The organism is Azoarcus indigens (assembly GCF_004361735.1).
GTDB lineage: Bacteria > Pseudomonadota > Gammaproteobacteria > Burkholderiales > Rhodocyclaceae > Azoarcus > Azoarcus indigens.
This window is the reverse complement of record NZ_SNVV01000038.1, coordinates 1-21,193: the sequence shown is the minus strand read 5'-3', so window position 1 is coordinate 21,193 and position 21,193 is coordinate 1. Positions and strand designations below refer to the sequence as shown.

The 21,193-nt window shown below is 66.9% G+C and carries 18 protein-coding genes and 1 CRISPR repeat array; of the genes, 10 read left to right on the top strand and 8 right to left on the bottom strand.

What is annotated here, in order from left to right:
- Positions 1-138 precede the first annotated feature (138 nt).
- Positions 139-1,854, bottom strand: a complete 1,716-nt coding sequence (locus tag C7389_RS23850) for a glycoside hydrolase family 13 protein (protein ID WP_211168584.1) — start codon at positions 1,852-1,854, stop codon at positions 139-141.
- Between the two features lie 123 nt (positions 1,855-1,977).
- Here C7389_RS23850 and C7389_RS23845 point away from each other — a divergent pair, with 123 nt between their 5' ends.
- Entirely contained in the window at positions 1,978-3,084 is a 1,107-nt protein-coding gene (locus C7389_RS23845; RefSeq protein ID WP_133595168.1) for a glycoside hydrolase family 5 protein, read from the top strand.
- On the opposite strand, the gene C7389_RS23840 is transcribed toward C7389_RS23845, so the two are convergent.
- From C7389_RS23840 to C7389_RS23825, 4 genes are all read right to left on the bottom strand, one after another.
- Positions 3,070-4,872: an ABC transporter ATP-binding protein/permease gene (locus C7389_RS23840; protein WP_211168583.1), complete on the bottom strand. Its 1,803-nt coding sequence runs from the start codon at positions 4,870-4,872 to the stop codon at positions 3,070-3,072. The two genes, C7389_RS23845 and C7389_RS23840, sit on opposite strands and share 15 nt — an antisense overlap.
- Positions 4,865-5,815: a glucokinase gene (locus C7389_RS23835; RefSeq protein WP_162851829.1), complete on the bottom strand. Its 951-nt coding sequence runs from the start codon at positions 5,813-5,815 to the stop codon at positions 4,865-4,867. Before C7389_RS23835 ends, C7389_RS23840 begins: the two co-directional genes overlap by 8 nt.
- A gap of 78 nt (positions 5,816-5,893) precedes the next feature.
- Positions 5,894-6,202: a DnaJ family domain-containing protein gene (locus tag C7389_RS23830; protein WP_133595165.1), complete on the bottom strand. Its 309-nt coding sequence runs from the start codon at positions 6,200-6,202 to the stop codon at positions 5,894-5,896.
- Positions 6,203-6,205: 3 nt separating this feature from the next.
- Positions 6,206-6,991, bottom strand: coding sequence for an ABC transporter permease (locus C7389_RS23825; protein WP_211342533.1), 786 nt, complete (start codon positions 6,989-6,991; stop codon positions 6,206-6,208).
- A gap of 569 nt (positions 6,992-7,560) precedes the next feature.
- Here C7389_RS23825 and C7389_RS23820 point away from each other — a divergent pair.
- Both C7389_RS23820 and C7389_RS23815 read left to right on the top strand, forming a co-directional pair.
- Positions 7,561-7,752: a hypothetical protein gene (locus C7389_RS23820; RefSeq protein ID WP_133595163.1), complete on the top strand. Its 192-nt coding sequence runs from the start codon at positions 7,561-7,563 to the stop codon at positions 7,750-7,752.
- Between the two features lies 1 nt (position 7,753).
- Positions 7,754-8,269 (top strand): hypothetical protein, encoded by a 516-nt coding sequence (locus C7389_RS23815; RefSeq protein ID WP_133595162.1) that lies wholly within the window; start codon positions 7,754-7,756, stop codon positions 8,267-8,269.
- A 72-nt stretch (positions 8,270-8,341) separates the two neighbouring features.
- On the opposite strand, the gene C7389_RS23810 is transcribed toward C7389_RS23815, so the two are convergent.
- Genes C7389_RS23810 through C7389_RS23800 form a run of 3 tightly spaced genes read right to left on the bottom strand, consistent with a single transcriptional unit; the run spans position 8,342 to position 10,079 of the window.
- Positions 8,342-9,034 carry a DUF799 domain-containing protein gene (locus C7389_RS23810; RefSeq protein ID WP_211168599.1) on the bottom strand — a complete coding sequence of 231 codons (693 nt, stop codon included), beginning with the start codon at positions 9,032-9,034 and terminating at the stop codon, positions 8,342-8,344.
- Complete coding sequence (locus C7389_RS23805) at positions 9,031-9,390, bottom strand: DUF4810 domain-containing protein (protein ID WP_133595161.1); 360 nt, start codon at positions 9,388-9,390, stop codon at positions 9,031-9,033. Before C7389_RS23805 ends, C7389_RS23810 begins: the two co-directional genes overlap by 4 nt.
- Before the next feature lie 11 nt (positions 9,391-9,401).
- Positions 9,402-10,079 (bottom strand): CsgG/HfaB family protein, encoded by a 678-nt coding sequence (locus tag C7389_RS23800; protein ID WP_246034954.1) that lies wholly within the window; start codon positions 10,077-10,079, stop codon positions 9,402-9,404.
- Between the two features lie 486 nt (positions 10,080-10,565).
- Between C7389_RS23800 and cas3 the strand changes: the two genes are divergently transcribed.
- The 7 genes from cas3 (at position 10,566) to cas2 (ending at position 18,571) form a co-directional block, all read left to right on the top strand.
- Positions 10,566-12,836 (top strand): CRISPR-associated helicase Cas3', encoded by a 2,271-nt coding sequence (gene cas3, locus C7389_RS23795; protein ID WP_133595159.1) that lies wholly within the window; start codon positions 10,566-10,568, stop codon positions 12,834-12,836.
- A gap of 342 nt (positions 12,837-13,178) precedes the next feature.
- A complete protein-coding gene (cas5c, locus tag C7389_RS23790; protein WP_133595158.1) occupies positions 13,179-13,853 on the top strand; it encodes a type I-C CRISPR-associated protein Cas5c in 675 nt (224 codons plus the stop codon).
- Positions 13,850-15,685, top strand: a complete 1,836-nt coding sequence (gene cas8c, locus C7389_RS23785; protein ID WP_133595157.1) for a type I-C CRISPR-associated protein Cas8c/Csd1 — start codon at positions 13,850-13,852, stop codon at positions 15,683-15,685. The genes cas5c and cas8c overlap by 4 nt, the downstream gene beginning before the upstream one ends.
- Complete coding sequence (gene cas7c / locus C7389_RS23780; protein WP_133595156.1) at positions 15,685-16,578, top strand: type I-C CRISPR-associated protein Cas7/Csd2; 894 nt, start codon at positions 15,685-15,687, stop codon at positions 16,576-16,578. The genes cas8c and cas7c overlap by 1 nt, the downstream gene beginning before the upstream one ends.
- 13 nt (positions 16,579-16,591) lie before the next feature.
- A complete protein-coding gene (gene cas4 / locus C7389_RS23775) occupies positions 16,592-17,227 on the top strand; it encodes a CRISPR-associated protein Cas4 (protein WP_133595155.1) in 636 nt (211 codons plus the stop codon).
- A 3-nt stretch (positions 17,228-17,230) separates the two neighbouring features.
- Positions 17,231-18,271 carry a type I-C CRISPR-associated endonuclease Cas1c gene (gene cas1c / locus C7389_RS23770; protein WP_133595154.1) on the top strand — a complete coding sequence of 347 codons (1,041 nt, stop codon included), beginning with the start codon at positions 17,231-17,233 and terminating at the stop codon, positions 18,269-18,271.
- A 9-nt stretch (positions 18,272-18,280) separates the two neighbouring features.
- Positions 18,281-18,571: a CRISPR-associated endonuclease Cas2 gene (gene cas2, locus C7389_RS23765; protein WP_133595153.1), complete on the top strand. Its 291-nt coding sequence runs from the start codon at positions 18,281-18,283 to the stop codon at positions 18,569-18,571.
- Between the two features lie 182 nt (positions 18,572-18,753).
- A CRISPR array of direct repeats spans positions 18,754-21,073; the repeat unit is 32 nt; unit sequence GTCGCGCCCCTCGCGGGCGCGTGGATTGAAAC.
- Positions 21,074-21,193: the final 120 nt, after the last annotated feature.

Below are 21,193 nucleotides of genomic sequence, written 5' to 3'. Positions count from 1 at the left end.
CGTGGGTCTGTAGCGAGGAGCGGCGGAAAAAGAAAACCGGCGCCGCGGACGGCACCGGTGGGGACGGATTCTAGGCCAGCCGGGCGGGACGCTCTGTCTATGGCCGGCGCGGAACCCGCAGTCACACCGCCGGCAGGGTCATTCGGCACCGAAATCCACCCGGTACACCCGTGCCTCGTAGGGCGCCAGCAGGCAGGCGATGCCGGGCGGATGCGGCGCCACCTCGCGGTTGGCCAGCACCAGCGCCTCGTGGCGCAGCCGCAGGCCGCGGTGCTGGTAGGGGGCCGGCTGGCCGCTGAGGTTGCACAGCACCAGGAAACCGCTGCCGCCCTGGCGCCGGGTGTAGGCGTAGATCTGCGGGTTGCGTTCCAGCAGCGCGCCGTAGCGGCCGTGGCGCAGGGCCGGTTCGGCGGCGCGCAGGGCGATCAGGCGGCGGTAGTAGTTGAGCACCGAGGCGGGGTCCGCGCGCTCGCCGGCGACGTTGATCTCGCGGTAGTCCGGGTTGGGCCGCAGCCACGGCGTGCCGCTGCTGAAGCCGGCGTTGGCGCTGGCATCCCAGGGCATGGGCGTGCGTGCGTTGTCGCGCGAGGTGACCGCCAGCTCCCTGAGGATGGCGTCGTCGTCCTGGCCGGCTTCGCGCATGCGGCGGATGCGGTTGCGCGCATAGACGTCCACGAAGTCGTCCAGGGTGTCGAAGCGGGTGTTGGCCATGCCCAGCTCCTGGCCCTGGTAGATGAAGGGCGTGCCTTCCATCAGGAAGTACATGGTGGCCAGCGCGGTAGCGCTCGCGCGGCGATGGCGCTGGGGGTCGCCCCAGCGCGACAGCACCCGCGGCAGGTCGTGGTTCTCGATGAACAGCGCATTCCAGCCGCGGCCGTGCAGGGCGTGCTGCCAGCGCCCGAGGATGCGGCGCAGCGCCGGCAGGTCCAGCCCGGCGTGGGGCTGGCTGGACCACAGGTGAGAGTGCTCGAACTGCAGGATCATGGACAGTCGCTGGCCGCTCACCCAGGCCTCCGCCTGGTCGGCGGCCACGCCGTTGGCCTCGCCTATGGTGGCGGCGTCGTAGTCGCGGAAGGCGTCGGCGGCCAGTTCCTCGACGAAGTCCAGCACGCCGGGCACGTTGCGGTGATGCGGATAGGCCCAGGCGAAGGGCAGTCCGTCCGGGTTGGGCGCGTCCGGCAGGCCGGGCGTTTTCTTCAGGTGGGTGATGGCGTCGATGCGGAAGCCGTCTACGCCCTTGTCCAGCCACCACCGCGCGGTGGCCGCCATCGCCTTGCGCACCGCCGGGTTCTCCCAGTTGAGGTCGGGCTGGCGCGGCGAGAACAGGTGCAGGAAATACTGGCCGGTAGCGGCGTCGTACTGCCAGGCCGGGCCCTTGAAGATGCTCTCCCAGTTGTTCGGCGGGCCGCCGTCCGGACCGCCGTTGAGGCCCCGCCGCGGACTGCTGCCCGGTCCGCCGCGGCCGTCGCGCCAGATGTACCAGTCGCGCTTGGGGTCGTCGCGGGAACTGCGCGAGGCCTTGAACCAGGGATGCTCGTCGCTGGTGTGGTTGAGCACCAGGTCCAGGATCAGCCGCATGCCGCGGCGATGCACCTCGTCCAGCAGGCGGTCGAAGTCTTCCATGGTGCCGAACTCGGCCATGATCCCCTGGTAGTCGGAGATGTCGTAGCCGTTGTCGTCATTGGGCGAGGTGAAGATGGGGCACAGCCACAGCGCGTTCACGCCCAGCCACTGCAGGTAGTCCAGGCGGGCGAGGATGCCGGGCAGATCGCCGATGCCGTCGCCGTTGCTGTCCATGAAGCTGCGCGGGTAGATCTGGTAGATCACCGCGTCCTTCCACCAGGGTGCCGTCATCCTCTCCTCCCATGCCCGGAACGGGTACCCGCCGGATTCTAGACGCTGGAGCGGCCGCCTGCCGCCGCCGGCATGTGACGGAAGGCGTATGCTGTCAGCACATGGCCGATAAGGAGAACAACCATGGAAACCCATGTGAACAAGCTGCGCGGCGTGAATCTGGGAAGTTGGCTGCTGCTGGAAAAATGGATGGTGCCCAGCCTGTTCGAAGGCACCCAGGCCACCGACGAAACCACCTGGTGCGCCGAGCTGGGCGCCGCCGCGCCGGAGCGCCTGCGCCGGCACTGGAACAGCTTCGTCACCCGCGACGATTTCGCTTGGATCGCCGAGCGCGGCCTCAACGCGGTGCGCATTCCGGTGGGCCACTGGATCTTCGGCCCGGATTATCCCTACCACCCCAGCTATGGCACGGCGCGCCACCCCTTCGTCACCGGCGGCATCGAGGTGCTGGACCGGGCGATGGACTGGGCGGCGGAGTTCGGCCTGAAGGTGATGCTGGACCTGCACGCAGCGCCCGGCTGCCAGAACGGCTTCGACAACGGCGGCATCAAGGACGTGTGCGAATGGCACACCAAGGCCGAGTACCGGGAGCACTCGCTGGCCGTGCTGGAGCGCCTGGCCGGGCGCTACCGCGCGGCGCCGGCCCTGGCCGCCATCGAGGTGCTCAACGAGCCGCGCTGGGACATCCCCACCGACTACCTCAAGGCCTACAACCTCGCCGCCTATGAGCGCATTCGCCGCCACTGCCCAGCGGAAAAGGTGGCGGTGGTGTTCCACGACGGCTTCCGCTCCTACCGCGAATACCTTGGCTTCATGCAGGCGCCGGAATTCCGCAACGTGGTGTTCGACCTGCACCGCTACCAGTGCTTCGACCGCGCCGACATCGACAGCGACATCTACGCCCACCTGCACAAGGCCGCGGGCGACTGGCGCGGCGAGGCGGATGCGATCAACGCCGAACTGGGCCTGCCGGCGATCTGCGGCGAATGGAGCCTGGGGCTGGACCTGAAGGTGGTCTCGCTGTGGGCGGAAGGGCCGTACAACCATGCGCTGGAGCACATGGACGACTTCCAGCAGCACGTCGCCAACCGTGGCTACGCCGCCGCCCAGTTGCTGAGCTTCGAGAAGTACCTGGGCTGGTTCTTCTGGAGCTACAAGACCGAGACCACGCCGGCCTGGAGTTTCCGCGACTGCGTGGCGCGCGGCTGGCTGCCCTCAAGCTTCCGGTAGCGTGGCGGCGGAGCCGGGCGCGGCGGTGCTCGCCGCGCCCTCGTGCCGCGGATGGGCGCGGCGGTCGCCGTGGCGCTGGAGGTCCAGCCGGCGGTCGTAGAAATGCTCCAGGCCGTTGTGCAGGCAGATGTGCAGCAGCGTGGCGTCCGGCAGTTCGTGGTGCAGCATTTCCATGGTGGATTGCTCCTCCTTCAGTTCGAAGGCGTCGGTGGCCTCCTCGATGAAGATCCACGCCGGCTGCTGCAGGAACACCCGGGCGATGCCCAGGCGCTGCTGGGCGCGCAGCGGCAGGGCGTGGGACCAGTCGTCGCTGTCGTCCAGCCGTGGCGCCAGCCAGGCGATGCCGGCGCATTCCAGCGCCCGCAGCAGGCCGGCGTCGTCGTAGCGCGCCGCATCCTGCGGATAGGCGAGCAGCGCGCGCAGGCTGCCGGCGGGCAGGTAGGGGCGCTGCGGCACGAACATCATGTCCTGGTCGCGCGGCAGCACGATCTCGCCGCCGCCCCAGGGCCACAGCCCGGCCACCGCCTTGAACAGCGCGATGGTGACCGCCGGATCGCCGGTGATCAGCACCCGTTCGCCGCGCCGCACATGCAGGTCCAGCCCCTCCAGCAGCAGTTGCCCGGTGGGGGCGAGGAGGCGCAGCTGGCGGATGTCCAGGTCGGCATGCGCGGCGTGGTAGAGGCAGACCTCCTCGCTGCATTCCTCGCCGCGGTCGTGCCGCGCCATCGCCTGCATGTCCTCGTGCAGCGACACGATGCGGTCCACCGAGGCGCGGCAGCGCGCCAGCTCGCCCAGGTTGTCTATCGGCCAGGACAGCGCCGAGCTCAGGCGCTGGAAGGCCTGCGCCGCCTGCATCAGCAGGCCCAGCGTCATGGTGCCGGCAATGTACTGCGGCGCCGCGATCAGGATGGGCAACACCGGCAGCAGGGTGCCGTAGCCGGTGGAGAAGGAGACGATACCGAGGTAGGCCAGCGTTTGCCGGTTCCAGCCGCGGCCGACGTCGGCGAACAGGCGGGCGGCGTTCTCCCGCTCGTGCGCCTCGCCATGCATCAGCACCACCGATTCCGCATGCTCGCGGGCGCGGGCGAGGCCATAGCGCAGGTTGGCCTCCACGCTCTGCAGGCGGTTGGTGCTGTGCACCAGGGGCCGCCCCAGCACCAGCCCCAGCAGCGCGCCGGCGCCGGCATAGAGGAAGGCGGCCAGCACCATGTAGCTGGGAATGCTCACCCCGCTGCCCGGCAGCTGGAGGCTGCCGGAGACGGCCAGCAGGATGTCCACGAAGCTGCCGAGGATGAGCACCGAGTAGAGCAGGGAGTGGAACAGGCCCACGGCGGATTCGGTGGCGATGCGCACGTCCTCGGCGATGCGGGCGTCCGGGTTGTCGTGGTCGCCGGGGGCGAACTGCAGGCGGTAGTGGCGGGCGTGGTCCATCCACTGCCCCACCAGCAGTTCGGTGAGCCAGCGCCGCCAGTCCAGCTGCAGCCAGCGCTTCACCTCCAGGTGCAGCGCGGTGACCGCCACCGTGAGCAGGAAGATGAGGCCGAAGCTGCCCGCCAGCCGCCACAGCGCGCCGCCGCTGCGGTTCTCCAGCGCGTCGAACAGGTCCCGGTTCCAGTAGCTGATCCAGATCGCCAGCGCCACCTGCGCCAGCGTGAGCAGCACCAGCAGCAGGATGGCGCCGCGCACCGGCCAGCGCCGCGGGCCGTTCCAGTAGCCGGCGGTGAGACGCAGGAAGCGCCAGGGCGCGCGCGGCGGGCGGGGCGTTCCCCTGTCGCCGGCTTCAGCCATGGGCATCCCCGGCCAGGCATTCGGCGGCGAGCTGGGCCGCGCCGCGGGCGGCGCCGTAGAGGCCGAGCAGGTCATCCGTCACCACATGCAGTGGAATCTCCCCCAGCAGCGCCTGCATGGGCGGCTTGTCGCGGAAGGCCTGCAACACCGCTGGCGCCTGCAGGAAGGGCAGCAGGCGCGGGGCGATGCCGCCGCACAGATAGACGCCGCCGTGGGCCAGCGTGGTGAGCGCCAGGTTGCCGGCGGTGGCGGCGTAGATGCGGGCGAACAGCGCTGCCGCGGCGGCGGCGGCCGGCTCGCCCGCCAGCGCGGCGCTGCCGATGGCGGGGGCGTCCAGCGTCGCACGGCCGCCGGCGTAGCGGTGGAGCCGCGCCAGGCCGCGGCCGGAGAGCAGGGTTTCCAGGCTGCAGCCCTCGCCGCTGGCGCGCAGGTGTTGCAGCAGCGCGTCCTGCTCGGCGTCGGCGGGAGCGAAGCCGGCGTGGCCGCCTTCGCTCTGCAGCGCGCTGTCGCCCACCAGCTGGGCCACGCCCAGGCCGGTGCCGGCGCCGATCAGCAGGCGCGGCGCGTCCGCCTGCGGGCGGCCGGCCTGCAGCGTGCACAGGCTGCTCGCCGGCAGGTCGGGCAGGCCCAGCGCCTGGGCGGCGAAGTCGTTGATCAGGCGCAGCCGGCGCAGTTTGAAGCGGGCGGCGAGGTCGGCGGCGTCCACCGTCCACGGCAGGTTGGTCATCCGCAGCCGGCCGTTTTCCAGTGGGCCGGCGAGGGCGAGGCAGGCCGCCTGGGGCGCGTCGCCCGGCTGCAGGAAGGCGAGCAGCAGGCTGTCCAGGTCGGCGAAATCGCCGCTGGGGTAGATCGTTCGCCGCCGCTCGGTCCAGCGGCCGTCGCGGTAATCGCCGATCAGCAGCCGCGCACGCGAGCCGCCGATGTCCGCCGCCAGTATCTCCATCGCCTTCCCAAGCCTATGCATTCCGGCCGAGGTTACCGCAAAGCCGCGCGGCCGCCGTGCCCGCGGCGGTGGTTTGTTTCAGCGGCGAGGGCTTTCCATGAGCTGGATCAAGAGCTCGGCGATGCGGCGGCGCATTTCCTCGCGCTGCGGGCCGCCCGCGCCGGCCGCCAGCTCGGCTCGCAGCGCCGCCAGCTCACGGCGCAGGCCGACCTCGGTGGGGGTGAAGCCGGCGTTCTTCAGGATGCGGTTGAAAGTGCGGGTTTCGCCATCCACCAGCGGATCGTCGTCGAACACCAGCGGCTTGCCGGCGTCGGGCAGATTGTCGAGCTCGCCACGGCGCTGGGCGTCGGCGATGCGCTGCTCGGCCAGGATGTCGAAGATGGACATCGCCTACTTCAGCAGCCGCCGCCGCATCAGCGCCAGCGCCAGCCAGAAGGCCACCGCGCCGTAGGCCGCCAGCGCGCCCAGGTGCAGGCCCGCGTCCTGCGGAATCTGCCCCAGCAGCAGTGGCCGGCCGATCTGCACCGCGTGCGACAGCGGCAGCAGCCCGGTCACCGCGCGCAGCGCCTCCGGCAACTGCTCCGCCGGAAAGAACACGCCGGAGACCAGCATCATCGGCGTGATGAACAGCGTGAAGTAGTACATGAAGAAGTCGTAGCTTGGCGCCAGCGCCGTCACAACCAGCCCCAGCGCGCCGAACACCAGGCCGACGAGGAAGATCAGCGGCAGCACCCACAGCACGTAGCGCGGCTCGACGAAGCCGAACAGCGTCACCACCAGCAGGATGGCCGCGCCCGACAACAGCGCCTTGGACGCCGCCCACACCAGCTCGGCGAACACCACGTCGTCCAGCGCCACCGGCGCGTTCAGGATCGCATCCCAGGTGCGCTGCACATGCATGCGCGAGAAGCTGGAATACAACACCTCGAAAGTTGCCGCGTTCATCGTCGAGTAGCACACCATCCCCGCCGCCAGGAAGGTGATGTACGACACCCCGCCCACCTCCGGCACCAGCATGCCGATGCCGAAGCCCAGCCCGAACAGGTAGATCACCGGATCCGCCAGATTGCCCAGGATGGAAGGCAGCGCGAGCTTGCGCCAGACAAGGAAATTGCGCCGCCAGACGGGGAGGAAGCGCGGGGAGAGGGCGGGGAGGCGCCAGGGGGCGGGGGGCATCATCTTGGCCTGTCTTGTTACCGGGCAATTGTCGGCCGAGTGGTGGATTGAGGCAATGGATGGAATTGACCGCACTGGTGAATTGAGCGGTGACATGGACGGCGCTGAATGAAAAATGCGATTTCAGTAATTTGTTTTTCCCATTCGACATTTCCTAATACTTTGGAATTATCATCTGCGCTGGGAAATATCAGATGGCCCCGTGCTTTCTGAATCAAGAAATCAGTTGATAGGGTTGGTTTGACATGATTCGTAGAACCTGCAGAAAGTTGTTTCTGCCTGTCTGGATTTGCGCGCTTGGAATGTCCTTTCAGGCTGGCGCCCAGCAGCTCGAAAGCGTGGCTTCGGAGTCGAGAGACGCAGCGGTTGGCCTTATTGGCTCCATGCAGTTCACCGTTGGCCGGCTTGGAAGGGACTGCCTTTCCTTGCTTGGAAGGCAAGAAAGCGCGCAGGAGTTTGTCGGTAGCTGGCAGCAGCGTAACCGCAAGTATGTCGAAGCCGCTGCCGGGTATGTTCAGGCAAGGCTGCAAGAGGCGGGGAGAACGAGCTAGGACGCAAAGAAAGCGGTGATGCAGGGGTTGGCATTTGCGCGCGCGCAGGCGGAGGGCAGCGTCAATTCCCTATATGCCAATGGTGGCAAAGAAGAGGTGTGCCAGCGAATGATTTCCCTGATTGATGGAGGCGCTTATGACATCACGGCTAGTGCGCCAATGTTCGGCGAGCTTGAGGCCCTGGTGCTGTGGGCCGAAAAGCCGCGCTGACGTGTTTTATTCCACGGCCTTTCGTCCTGGTGGCTGGCGGTTTATCGATATCCGCGAATTCTTCAGGATGATGCTCTGCCTATTGATTCTGAGCCCCCTTCTATTGGCAAACTTTGCCTATGCGGACATATGCCCGAAGAAAGGTGAAACGATCGTTCCCACCCGCTATGAGCTTTCCAGAAATTGCATGGCCACGACGCTGATGCTCAAGGGAGAGCTCAATCCCGATATATACGAAGGTTGTCTTGGCGAGATGCCTTACGCAGGAGAACATGCTTATTACCTGGATCAGGATGGGGCATGGCAGGAGTTGCCTTCGGTTCCATCACTGTTGCCTGCTGGAGATGATTTCCGTATACGCGTATGGGCTGCGGGCAGAACAGAGAATATCGCCTGTGGCGGAGACGGTATCGTTTCGGTGACGTATTGGGCGGGGGGGAACTGCGCCGAATGCGAGCACGTAGTGAATTACCGTTTTGCCCCCGACGGAAAACTCCAGAGCGCCGAGCTCAAGTAAATCCTTTGGTTTTGGCCCCGCGAACCACGAGGCCTGAGCCTCGACTTCGAGGCTCAGGTTGAAGCAACTGTATTACTTCCCCGGAACCCCATCCTTCAAGTAAAACGGCGACCGCGGCCCGTACAGAATCCCGTTCGGCTGGCCCGCCATGAGCAATCGTCCGCTGGTGCGCCCTGCGATGAGGTGGCCTTGTTCGCTGACGGTCTCCATGATCTGCTTGACCGCTGCCATGACCAGCATGCCGATCAGGCCGCCGCCGGAGTTGTTGTTGCCCTCGGCGCTGGAGGCGGTGGCGGCGCCTTCCCATAGCGTTTTGCCGGAGCGCAGGTCGACCAGTTTGGCGACTGCGGTGACGCGGGTTTCGCTGGAGATGACGGCGTAAGTGGTGCCGTACTGCTTCACGTCGATGTAGAGCGCGGAATCGGCGCCGAAGATTTCCCGCAGCTTGGCCACTGAAACCTGCTGGATGTCGTGCGGCGAGGTAAGGCCGTTCTGCTTGAAGGTTTCCTCCACCAGGGTGACCGGGAAGACGTAATAGCCGGACTCGGCCAGCGGCAGCGTGGTGTGGGACATCATGCTGTAGGTGGCGTTGACGTCCGGCGAGCTGTTGACCGGCGGCAGCACCAGGATGGAGGCCGGCCGGGCTTCCCTGAAGTTGGCATAGTTGTAGGCCTTGGTGGCGCAGCCGGTGAGGGCGAGGGTGGCGCAGGCCAGGGCGGCGAGGCCGGCCAGGCGGAAGGGCTTGGTTGGCATGGTCTTGCTCATTGCGGGGTCTTCTTCTTCAGCAGGAAGTCCACATAGGGGCCACTCTCGGGGAATTGCTGGCGTTCCGCCTCGAGGTTGGCGACGAAGAGGTCGGCGCGGCCGGTGACGCCGTAGAGCATGCCCAAGTGGGCCTGCAGGCCGGGCGGCAGGGCCTGGCCGGCGGCCTTGGCCTGTTCGCGGATCTTCTCCAACTCCTGGATTTCCTCTTCCGGCCCCTTGTCGCCCTTGAGGTAGGCGTATTGCTGATCGGGGAAGTTGCCCCAGTGATAAAGCGAGCGCTGCGTGGCGCAGCCGGCGAGCAGGGCGGAAGTGGCGAGGAGGGCGAGCAGCGTGCGCTGCGCGGGGAGGCGTGGCATGGCGCGCATCCTCAGTTGGCCGGGCGCCAGGCGCCGCTCTCGATGCCTTTCACCAGCCCATCCACCGCCTCGCGGATGGCGAGGTCCAGCACCTTGCCGTTGAGGGTGGAATCATAGCTGGCGGTGCCGCCGAAGCCGATGATCTCGCGGTTGGAAAGCGCATATTCGCCGGCGCCGACCGCGGAGTAGATGACTTCAGAGGTCTGCACGTCCACCACGTTCAGCGCCACCTTGGCATAGGCCACCTGCTCCTTGCCGCGGCCGAGGATGCCGAACAGCTGGCGGTCGCCGACTTCCTTGCGGCCGAACTCGGTGACGTCGCCGGTGACCACATAGCGCGCGCCGCGCAGGGTCTGCTGCGTCCTGGCGATCTCGGCTTCCTGCTTGATCTCGCTCATGTTCTCGCGGTCGAGCACGTTGAAGCGGTTGGTCTGCTGCAGGTGGGTGAGCAGGATGGTCTTGGCCTGGCTGCCGAGGCGGTCCACACCATCGGTGAATACGCCGCGCATGAAGCTGGAGCGGTTGTCGAACTTGCCCACCGAGATCGGCTGGCGCGCGCCGTTGTACGGCCGGGCGGCGGAGACGGTCTGCTGCGGGGCGATGCTGCGGGAGCTTTCGGTCGCGCAGCCGGCGAGCACGGTGATGGAGGCGGCGAGGCAGGCGAGGGCGAGGTGGTGCTTGCGGGTCACGATGATCCTTTACAGGCGACTGGAATAAGGGGCGAAGTCAAAGCTAACGGCCAGGACGATGCGCGCGGCAGCGGATGCGGGGCGCGGGCCGTGCCGCGGTGAGCGTGGCGGCAAGGGAAAACCGTGGCTGGCGGGAAATGAAAGTGCTGTTCATCCTATCGGCATGGGCTGGCCGTCATAGTACGTTCGTGTAGTGCCATGCGGCTGACAATTTCTTCACGCCCTTGATGCAGGTGGATGGCCTTGTGTGGAATGCCCTTGCGGGTGAGCCTGCGCACAAGAATGGAAAGGCCGGTTTTCCTGGGCTTGCTGGTGCGTTCTCGAAATGCGTTTCCCGGCTCGGCAATGGCTTTGCCGTCAGCATGAAGCTGCCGGATCGCCGGTATTGCTCCCCTGTGCGGGGCGACAGGGAGGGCGGCAGTGGGGCGTGAGGGATGTCACGGCCGCAACAAGCCTGAAAGCATATGCTGAAGGATTGGAGGCGTGATGACGGATAAGAGACCAGGGGGGCGCTTCTACGCGCACTCGACCGCGACACCGGATCGTTCGGACTGGCAGCTGCTGGCGGAGCATCTGCGCAGTGTTGCCGACCTGGCGGCGGGCTTTGCCGCCGTCTTCGATGCATCCGGCCTGGCTGCGCCTGCAGGTTTGCTCCACGACCTGGGGAAGTACACCGACGATTTCCAGCGCCGGATAGCAGGCGAGGCGGTTCGGGTCGATCACGCCACCCGTGGTGCGATGCTGGCGGTGGAGCGGTATGGGCCGCTGGGGCACCTGATTGCCTATGCCATCGCCGGCCATCACGCCGGGCTGGCGAATGGCCTTGAAAGCGGCGAGCGCACCTCCTTGAAGGATCGGCTGCGCGGCGTGGGTTTGCCGCCGCTGCTGCCCCAGTGGCAGGAGGAAATCGCGCTGCCGCGCGATCTTGGCCCGCTGCCCTTCAAGCAAGGTGGCGCCGGCGGGCCGATGTTCCAGGCTGCTTTCCTCGCACGCATGCTGTTTTCCAGCCTGGTCGACGCCGATTACCTGGATACCGAAGCCTTCTACGATCGGGCCGCCGGTGAGGGCGAGCCGCGCGAGCGCGGAGCCCTGCGGGCGCTCGCCGCGCCCGCCCTGCCGGCCTTGCGGGACCGGCTGGACGACTATCTCTCCGCCTTCTCCGCGGACTCGGACATCAATCGAATCAGGGCGGACATCCTCGCACATGTGCGCGAACAAGCTGCCTGCGAGCCGGGAATGTTCTCGCTGACGGTGCCGACTGGCGGCGGCAAGACCCTGGCCTCGCTCGCCTTCGCGCTGGACCACGCCATCCGGCATGGCCTGCGGCGGGTGATCTTCGTCATCCCCTTCACCAGCATCGTCGAACAGAACGCCGCGGTGTTCCGTCGCGCGCTCGGCGATCTTGGGGAAAGCGCGGTGCTGGAGCACCACAGCGCCTTCGTGCAACCTCCGCCGACGCGTGACGACGCCGAGCGCTACCAGTCGCAGGAGAAGCTCAAGCTGGCGATGGAGAACTGGGACGCGCCCATCGTCGTCACCACCGCCGTCCAGTTCTTCGAGAGCCTGTTCGCAGCGCGGCCGTCCCAGTGCCGCAAGCTGCACAACATCGCCGGCAGCGTGGTGATCCTGGACGAAGCCCAGACCCTGCCGCTGAAGCTGCTGCGCCCGGCGGTGGCGGCCATCGACGAGTTGGCGCGCAACTACCGCAGCAGCGTGGTGCTGTGCACCGCCACCCAGCCGGCCTTGAAGGCGCCGGAGTTTGTCGGTGGGTTCGAGCGCGTGCGGGAACTTGCGCCAGAGCCGCCGCAGTTGTTCCGCAAGCTGGAGCGCGTGCGTGTGCGGCATGTGGGCGAACTGGACGATGAGGCGCTGGCCGGCCATATGCGCACGCAGGAACAAGTGCTGTGCATCGTGAACAACCGCCGCCATGCGCGCGCGGTGTTCCAGGACATGGCCGATCTTCCCGGCGCGCGGCACCTGACGACGCTGATGTGCGCCAGCCATCGCAGCAAGGTGCTGGCCGAGGCGCGGGAAGACCTGAAGTCGGGCCGGCCTTGCCGCCTCGTCTCGACCAGCCTGATCGAGGCCGGGGTGGATGTGGATTTCCCGCTGGTGCTGCGTGCCGAAGCCGGGCTGGACTCCATCGCCCAGGCCGCCGGCCGCTGCAACCGGGAAGGACGGCGGGACGCGGCCGTCAGCGAAGTCCTGGTTTTCTCCACCGCCAACGCCGATTGGGCGCCGCCGCCGGAGCTCAAGCAATTCGCCCAGGCGGCGGCCACCGTATTGCGCAGCCATGCGGCCGACCCGCTATGCCCGGCGGCCATCGAAACCTACTTCCGCGAGCTGTACTGGCAGAAGGGCGAGTCCGCGCTGGATGGGGGCGACCTGCTGGGCCTGTTGCGGCGCAGCCGCCTCGACAGCCTGCCGCTGGAAACCCTGGCGGCGAAATTCCGCATGATCGACTCGGTGCAGATGCCGGTGATCGTGCCTTACGACGACACCGCCCGCGACGCGCTGGAAGCCTTGCGCTACGTGGAGAAGAGCGGCGGCATCGCCCGCCGTTTGCAGCCCTACCTGGTGCAACTGCCGCGTCAGGGTTTTGAAGCCCTGCGCCAATCGGGCGCCATCCAGCCGGTGGCGCCAGAGCGTTGGGGGGAGCAATTCATGGCGCTGACGGTGATGGATCTTTACAGCAAGGATTCTGGTTTGAGTTGGGATGATCCCGCTTTCTTGAGGAGCGAATCTCTGCTGTGGTGATGTGTTCGCAAAGGCGCTTATAAGAAAAGAGCAAGCTAGGAACCTGCATAAATCTGGTCTGAACTCACTAAAAAGCTGTTCTATGCTTAGGTCACGATTAGGGCAGGAGCCAAGTCGTGAAACAGCCGAAAGAGCCGCGACCGGGATTGCTAATCAGGTTCGAGCTGAGAGTCATCCCGCGTCGACAGCCTGTCCTGCCTTGGTTGGTCATTGGCGTTGCGCTGCTCGGATTGATCGAGAGGCTGGTGCGGATGTGGATTGAAACTTAGTTAGTTCTATGTGTGTGCAAGTGGAGCAAGTCACCCCTCTCTGAGGGGTGACTCAAACCATAAAGGGGGTGGAATGGCTTTTGGGGTAAAGCTACTTGTCTGGGGCGAGCGAGCCTGCTTCACGCGACCAGAGATGAAGGTGGAACGCGTGAGTTACGACGTGATCACCCCGTCGGCCGCACGCGGCATCCTGGAAGCGATCCACTGGAAGCCGGCGATACGCTGGCACATCGACCGCATTCATGTGCTGAAGCCGATCCGCTTCGAGTCGATCCGGCGCAACGAGGTTGGCGGCAAGCTGTCGCCGGCCAGCGTGGCGAAGGCGATGAAGGCGGGCAGCACCGCCGGCCTGGCCACCTATGTGGATGAGGACCGACAGCAGCGCGCGGCCACCGTGCTGCGCGACGTGCATTACCTGATCGAAGCCCATTTCCAGCTCACCGGCCGTGCCGGGCCGGACGACTCGGTGGGCAAGCACCTGGACATCTTCAACCGCCGCGCGCGCAAGGGGCAGTGCTTCCATGCACCCTGCCTAGGCGTGCGTGAGTTTCCCGCCAGCTTCGAGCTGCTGGAGGAGGGCGCCTTGCCACCCGCGCCGGCAGCCGGCGTGGAGCTGGACAAAGACCTCGGCTGGATGCTGCACGACATCGACTTCGACGATGGCATGACGCCGCACTTCTTCCGCGCTTGCATGAAGAACGGCGTGATCGAAGTGCCGCCCTGGCAGGGCGCGGAGGTGAAGGCATGATCCTGCAGGCCTTGGTGCGCTACTACCAGCGCATGGCGGCGGGCGGCGCCGGCGGCATCGCCGCCTACGGCTACAGCCCGGAGAAGATCAGCTACGAGATCGTGCTGGCGGCGGACGGCGCGGTGCTGGCGGTGAATGACATCCGCGACACCACCGGCAAGAAGCCACAGCCCCGCGTGCTGGAGGTGCCTCAGCCGGAGAAACGCACGGTCGGCATCAAATCCAATTTCCTGTGGGACAAGACCAGCTACGTGCTGGGCGTCAGCGCCACCAGCAAGCGTGCCGACAAGGAGCATGAAGCCTTCAAGGCGCTGCATGAAACGGCCCTGGCAGGCGCGCAGGACGAAGGGCTGCAGGCCTTGCTGGCCTTTCTGCAGCACTGGTCGCCGGAGCAGTTCCAGGCGCCGCTGTTTCCCGAGGAAATGCGGGATGCCAACCTGGTGTTCCGCCTGGGGAACGAGCATCGCCACCTGCATGAACGCGAAGCGGCGAAGGCCTTGCGTGCCCGGCTGCTGGGCGATGAGGAGGGCGCAGAAGGAACCCCGCCCGCCGCGGCCGCGGGTGCGATGTGCCTGGTGAACGGTGAGGTCGCGCCCATCGCCCGCCTGCATCCGGCGATCAAGGGCGTGAACGGCGCGCAGAGCTCCGGCGCCTCGCTGGTGTCCTTCAACCTGGACGCCTTCACCTCGTATGGGAAGAACCAGGGCGACAACGCGCCGGTGTCCGAGCAAGCCGCCTTCGCCTACACCTCGGTGCTGAATCACCTGCTGCGGCGCGGTCCCGATAACCGCCAGCGCCTGCAGGTGGGCGATACCTCGGTGGTGTTCTGGGCGGAGGCCGCCGGCAGCGAGGCCGACGCCCAGGCGGCGGAGGATTTCCTCTCCAGCCTGCTCATGCCCCCGGATGACGACAGCGAGGCCGAGCGGCTGCGCACGGTGCTGGATGGCCTGGGCAAGGGCAGACCGCTGGCCGAGCTGGACCCCGGCCTTGCGCCCGGCACCCGCATGTACGTACTGGGGCTGGCGCCGAACGCCTCGCGGCTTTCGGTGCGCTACTGGCAGGTGGATACGCTGGAGGTATTCGCCAAGCGCCTGGCTGAGCATGCGCAGGACTTGCGCGTCGAACCGCTGCCCTGGCGCATCGAGCCCACGGTCTACCGCCTGTTGCTGGCAACGGTGCCCAACCGCGAGGGCGCAATGCCCAAGGCAGACGATGCCTTCGACAACCTCATCGGCGAAACCATGCGCGCCATCCTCAGCGGTGGCCTGTACCCACGCAGCCTGCTCGCCAACACCGTGATGCGCATCCGCAGCGACGGCAATCTTTCCGGCATGCGTGCCGCGATCTGCAAAGGCGTTCTGGCGCGCGAGTTCCGCCGGGGCATCCGTACTTCAGAGGAGGAGATTCCTGTGAGTCTAGACAAGCAATCCACCCAGCCCGGCTACCTGCTCGGGCGCCTGTTCGCCGTGCTGGAGTTCGTGCAGCGCTGCGCGCTGGGCGGCCAGGTCAACGCCACCATCCGCGACCGCTACTACGGCGCGGCCTCGGCGACACCGGCCGCCATCTTCCCGGTGCTGCTGCGCAACACCCAGAACCACATGAGCAAGCTGCGCAAGGAGCGCCCCGGCCAGGCGGTGAACCTGGAAAAGGAAATCCGCGACATCGTCGAAGGCCTGCCGGACCAGTTTCCGCGCAGCCTGAAGATCGAGGACCAGGGCCGCTTCGCCATCGGCTATTACCACCAGTCCCACATCCATTTCGCCAAGCGCGACGCCAGCGGCGATGCCGCTGAAGACACCGAAACCGATACCGATACCGAAGGAGCCATTTGATGACGGCCATCGCCCACCGCTACGAATTCGTCTACCTGTTCGACGTCACCAACGGCAATCCGAACGGCGACCCCGATGCCGGCAACCTGCCGCGGCTGGACCCGGAAACCAACCGCGGTCTGGTCACCGACGTCGCGCTCAAGCGCAAGATCCGCAACTTCGTCACGCTGGACAAGGACGGCGGCCCCGGCTACGCCATCTACATGCAGGAAAAGGCCGTGCTCAACTTCCAGCACGAGAAGGCCTGGAAGGCGCTGGATATTCCGGCCGACGCCAAGGACGGCTACAAGAAGCTGCCCAAGGACGAAGCCAAGGCGCGCGAGATCACCGGCTGGATGTGCGCCAACTTCTTCGACGTGCGCACCTTCGGCGCGGTGATGACCACCGGCGTCAATGCCGGCCAGGTGCGCGGCCCGGTGCAGCTCGGTTTCGCCACCTCGGTGGAGCCGGTGCTGCCGCTGGAAATCTCCATCACCCGCATGGCGGTCACCACTGCCGAAGAGGCTGAAAAGCAGAGCGGCGACAACCGCACCATGGGCCGCAAGCACATCCTGCCCTACGGCCTGTATCGCGCGCACGGCTTCGTTTCCGCCAAGCTGGCCGAGCGTACCGGCTTTTCGGACGATGACCTGCAGCTGCTGTGGCAGGCGCTCATCAACATGTTCGAGCACGACCGCTCCGCCGCGCGCGGCGAGATGGCCGCGCGCAAGCTCATCGTGTTCGAGCACGACAACGCCATGGGCAACGCGCCGGCGCATCGGCTGTTCGACACCGTGCAAGTGACGCGGGCCAAGCCGGAGGAGGATGGCCCGGCGCGCAGCTTTGCCGACTACACCGTCAAGGTGGACGCCGAAGCCCTGCCCCAGGGCGTGAGCGTGCGCGAGTACCTCTGAGGAAAGAGGGGGGATGACGATGGACGATGAGCTCATCCCCCTTTCCGCCCTCCAGCACCACCTCTACTGCCCGCGCCAATGCGCGCTCATCCACCTGGAGCAGCAGTGGGCCGAGAACCGGCAGACGGCGGAAGGGCGCCTGCTGCACGACAAGGCCGACACTCCGGCGGTGGAGCGCCGCCACGGCGTGCGCACCGTCACCGCCATGCCCTTGTCCAGCGCGGCGCTGGGCATCAACGGCGTGGCGGACGTGGTGGAGTTCCACGCCGAAGCGCCGGGCGAGCGCCCGTATCCGGTCGAGTACAAGCGCGGCCGCCCCAAGACCCACCGGGCGGACGAGGTGCAGCTGTGCGCCCAGGCCCTGTGCCTGGAAGCGATGTTCGGCGTGGCGGTGGCGGAGGGCGCCCTGTTCTACGGCCAGCCGCGGCGGCGCGAGGTGGTGGCCTTCGACGAGGCGCTGCGCACGCTGACGCAGGAAGCGATAAGCGCCACCCGCGCCATGTTCCATGCCGGCCGCACCCCGTTGGCAAGCTACGACGCCAAGCGCTGCGACAACTGTTCCCTGCTCGATCTTTGCCAGCCGCGCCTGCTGGCGAAAGCCGGCGGCGTGGAGGCCTGGCTGAAACGGCAATTGCAGAACGAGGACTGAGGCATGCGCCGCCAGCTCAACACCCTGTACGTCACCACCGAAGGCGCCTGGTTGAAGAAGGATGGCGCCAACATCGTCATGGAAGTGGAGGGTGCGGAGCGCGCCCGCCTGCCCGCCCACATGCTGGAGAGCATGGTGTGCATGGGCCGGGTGATGGTGTCGCCGCCGCTGCTCGGCTACTGCGCCGAGCAAGGCATCTGCGTCAGCTTCCTGTCGCCCAACGGCAAGTTCCTGGCGCGCATGGAGGGGCCGGTATCGGGCAACGTGCTGCTGCGGCGCGAGCAATACCGCCGTACCGATGCGCCGGCCGGCTGCGCGCTCATCGTCCGCAATGTGCTGATTGGCAAGGTCCATAACCAGCGTGCGGTGCTCGGCCGCGCGCTACGCGATCACGGTGAAGACATGCCGGAGGCCGATCAGACCGCCCTGGCACATGCCCGGGAGCGCCTGCGGCGCATCTCCGCGCGCCTGCTGCTGGAAGAAGAACTCGACGTGCTGCGCGGCCTGGAGGGCGAGGCGGCGCAGGCCTACTTCGGCGTGTTCGATCACCTCATCCGCGCACCGGAGCCGGCCATGCGCTTCGAGGGCCGCAGTCGGCGGCCGCCGCTGGACGCGGTGAATGCCTTGCTCTCCTTCCTCTACACCCTGCTGACGCACGACTGCCGCTCCGCGCTGGAGAGCGTGGGGCTGGACCCGGCGGTGGGCTTCCTGCACCGCGACCGCCCCGGCCGCCCCAGCCTCGCGCTCGACCTGCTGGAGGAATTCCGCCCGGTGATGGCCGACCGCTTGGCGCTGTCCCTGATCAATCGGCGCCAGCTTGGTGAGCGCGACTTCGTGCAATTGGATAACGGCGCAGTCTCCCTCAAGGAAGAATCCCGCAAGACGGTGCTCACCGCTTACCAGGAGCGCAAGCGGGAGGAAATGCGCCACGCCTTCCTCGAAGAGAAGTTCGCCGTCGGCCTGTTCCCCGCCGTCCAGGCCCAGTTGCTCGCCCGTCACCTGCGCGGCGACCTGGAAGCCTATCCACCCTTCCTGTGGAAGTGAGCCGCCACCATGATGGTCCTGGTGAGCTATGACGTAAGCACCCGCGAACCGGCCGGCGAGCGCCGCCTGCGCCGTGTCGCCAAGGCCTGCCGGGATTACGGCCAGCGCGTGCAGTTCTCGGTGTTCGAGATCGAGGTCGACCCCGCGCAATGGACGGTGCTCAAGCACCGGCTGATGGAACTGATAGACCCGGCGCAAGACAGCCTGCGCTTCTACTACCTCGGCAAGAACTGGAAAACCAAGGTCGAACACATCGGCGCCAAGGCCGCACTCGACCTGAACGGTCCACTGGTTTTCTGACCGCCTCCGCGAACCCCTAGCTGCCGGGAAAAGTCCGGGAGGTTCGCGTTTTTCTATCCAGCTGACGTAGAAGAGATTTTCTGGATCTTGCCAAGTTCATAGGCATCTTGCAGGGGTTGTCCGTGCAGGTTCGCGGAATCCGGGCATATTTCCCTTGCCTGGCAAGGTGTTACCTTGGTGGCGTCGCGCCCCTCGCGGGCGCGTGGATTGAAACAAAACGACCGGCACCGGCGCGATGGCGCTTAGCGGAGTCGCGCCCCTCGCGGGCGCGTGGATTGAAACTCGATTACCTGGATCTCCACAACCTGGCGCGTGCTCGTCGCGCCCCTCGCGGGCGCGTGGATTGAAACTGCCCTTCCTCTATCATCCCCTGCAGACCGGCCCGTCGCGCCCCTCGCGGGCGCGTGGATTGAAACTTTTTCGGCCGCAATCCGACGGTAGAGCGTGCTCGTCGCGCCCCTCGCGGGCGCGTGGATTGAAACCTCCATAGAGCGGCACAAAACCGTTCCGCGGTATGTCGCGCCCCTCGCGGGCGCGTGGATTGAAACAAGATCTATACCGGGGCTGAGGATCAAATGCCAGACGTCGCGCCCCTCGCGGGCGCGTGGATTGAAACGGTGGTGATGTCCTGCAGCCGCTCGACGTCCACCATCACGTCGCGCCCCTCGCGGGCGCGTGGATTGAAACCGCCACCAGGGCCGCCGCGCCGGCCAGGCGCTGGACGTCGCGCCCCTCGCGGGCGCGTGGATTGAAACGTGATGGGCGAAAGCTGCTGCCCTTCCGTGATCATGTCGCGCCCCTCGCGGGCGCGTGGATTGAAACCGCCTGCTGGGCGCAGGCCCAGCCCACCCAATCGCGTCGCGCCCCTCGCGGGCGCGTGGATTGAAACCTGAGCGAAGGCGAGCAGAGTCGCCCGGCTCGCCGTCGCGCCCCTCGCGGGCGCGTGGATTGAAACCGCCGCTCCGTCCAGCCTCCCGCCCGCCGTCCTCGTCGCGCCCCTCGCGGGCGCGTGGATTGAAACAGCCTGGAGAGCGCGGTCATAAATCCAGAGAGCAAGGTCGCGCCCCTCGCGGGCGCGTGGATTGAAACCTCCGCCAGTTGCACCCGTACCCTGGGCGCGAGGCCGTCGCGCCCCTCGCGGGCGCGTGGATTGAAACGGGAATATGATCCGTCAATGGCATACCGAATTAGGCAAGTCGCGCCCCTCGCGGGCGCGTGGATTGAAACGTCGGCCGTCATCACCACGGCAATTTCGGCGCTCGTCGCGCCCCTCGCGGGCGCGTGGATTGAAACCTGAGCAACGAGGAAATCCCCGTCGTCCTTGAAGAGTCGCGCCCCTCGCGGGCGCGTGGATTGAAACCGCCCAGGTCTGGCCGCCATCCACCGAGCGCAGGAGTCGCGCCCCTCGCGGGCGCGTGGATTGAAACGAAGGCGTAATTCCTGCGCCCGTGCTGGCAACGTACGTCGCGCCCCTCGCGGGCGCGTGGATTGAAACTTGTTTTCGGGCTAAGCCCTAACTCATCCCAAGGGGGTCGCGCCCCTCGCGGGCGCGTGGATTGAAACGCCGAGTTGGCGCTGCGCGAAATGCTGGTCAAGGCGCGTCGCGCCCCTCGCGGGCGCGTGGATTGAAACTATCTCGTACGATTCGCTTGTCTCGCCCACCGGGAGTCGCGCCCCTCGCGGGCGCGTGGATTGAAACCCCATATTGCCCTCAATGCGGAGGCAATCAGTGGGGTCGCGCCCCTCGCGGGCGCGTGGATTGAAACTTTACCCGTGCGCCGATAAGCTCATCCAGGTAACAAGTCGCGCCCCTCGCGGGCGCGTGGATTGAAACATCGCTGTACGGACTGCGGCCATCGCGGTGAAGCAGTCGCGCCCCTCGCGGGCGCGTGGATTGAAACACTTCGGCCCAGGCGGAAATCTCCCGCACGGAGCCGGTCGCGCCCCTCGCGGGCGCGTGGATTGAAACGGTTTGTGCGGCGTCCGGTTGCGCGGCCGCCTGCGGGTCGCGCCCCTCGCGGGCGCGTGGATTGAAACCCACACGAAGGGCGGCCGGTGAAGAACACCTTCAGGTCGCGCCCCTCGCGGGCGCGTGGATTGAAACTCGCCGTGCTTGGCGTAGCTGTCGAGCAGCTCCAGTCGCGCCCCTCGCGGGCGCGTGGATTGAAACACGTTGGAGCTCAAGCGCATCGACGAGAGCCGCAAGTCGCGCCCCTCGCGGGCGCGTGGATTGAAACGGCATCCAGGGCGCGCGCGTCGGCGCAGCGCTGTGGTCGCGCCCCTCGCGGGCGCGTGGATTGAAACGCGGTCAGTTTGGCGGATACCAAATCCACCGGCGTCGCGCCCCTCGCGGGCGCGTGGATTGAAACCAGATCGACAACTGACCCCCGGTTTGCGCCATGCCGTCGCGCCCCTCGCGGGCGCGTGGATTGAAACTTTCCTGGTGGCCCTCCGTACTGGGATGCGCGCCGTCGCGCCCCTCGCGGACGCGTGGATTGAAACATGAGCCTGGCGCCCGGCAGCCATCTGTCAGGCGACATCGTAAATTGACCCCCTAGCGACACGAGGAATTGCCCCCCTCGCTCGCAAGGAGGGCATCGTTGGAAACGAAGCACATTGAGG

Bases quoted from the DNA above. Each gene is read 5' to 3' on its own strand.
- C7389_RS23835 (WP_162851829.1), bottom strand. From the start codon at position 5,815: ATGGAGATACTGGCGGCGGACATCGGCGGCTCGCGTGCGCGGCTGCTG.
- cas3 (WP_133595159.1), top strand. From the start codon at position 10,566: ATGACGGATAAGAGACCAGGGGGGCGCTTCTACGCGCACTCGACCGCG.
- C7389_RS23805 (WP_133595161.1), bottom strand. From the start codon at position 9,390: ATGCCACGCCTCCCCGCGCAGCGCACGCTGCTCGCCCTCCTCGCCACT.
- C7389_RS23830 (WP_133595165.1), bottom strand. From the start codon at position 6,202: ATGTCCATCTTCGACATCCTGGCCGAGCAGCGCATCGCCGACGCCCAG.
- cas4 (WP_133595155.1), top strand. From the start codon at position 16,592: ATGACGATGGACGATGAGCTCATCCCCCTTTCCGCCCTCCAGCACCAC.
- C7389_RS23845 (WP_133595168.1), top strand. From the start codon at position 1,978: ATGGAAACCCATGTGAACAAGCTGCGCGGCGTGAATCTGGGAAGTTGG.
- cas8c (WP_133595157.1), top strand. From the start codon at position 13,850: ATGATCCTGCAGGCCTTGGTGCGCTACTACCAGCGCATGGCGGCGGGC.
- cas1c (WP_133595154.1), top strand. From the start codon at position 17,231: ATGCGCCGCCAGCTCAACACCCTGTACGTCACCACCGAAGGCGCCTGG.
- cas7c (WP_133595156.1), top strand. From the start codon at position 15,685: ATGACGGCCATCGCCCACCGCTACGAATTCGTCTACCTGTTCGACGTC.
- C7389_RS23820 (WP_133595163.1), top strand. From the start codon at position 7,561: ATGCAGGGGTTGGCATTTGCGCGCGCGCAGGCGGAGGGCAGCGTCAAT.
- C7389_RS23850 (WP_211168584.1), bottom strand. From the start codon at position 1,854: ATGACGGCACCCTGGTGGAAGGACGCGGTGATCTACCAGATCTACCCG.
- cas2 (WP_133595153.1), top strand. From the start codon at position 18,281: ATGATGGTCCTGGTGAGCTATGACGTAAGCACCCGCGAACCGGCCGGC.
- C7389_RS23825 (WP_211342533.1), bottom strand. From the start codon at position 6,991: ATGCCCCCCGCCCCCTGGCGCCTCCCCGCCCTCTCCCCGCGCTTCCTC.
- C7389_RS23810 (WP_211168599.1), bottom strand. From the start codon at position 9,034: ATGAGCAAGACCATGCCAACCAAGCCCTTCCGCCTGGCCGGCCTCGCC.
- C7389_RS23840 (WP_211168583.1), bottom strand. From the start codon at position 4,872: ATGGCTGAAGCCGGCGACAGGGGAACGCCCCGCCCGCCGCGCGCGCCC.
- cas5c (WP_133595158.1), top strand. From the start codon at position 13,179: ATGGCTTTTGGGGTAAAGCTACTTGTCTGGGGCGAGCGAGCCTGCTTC.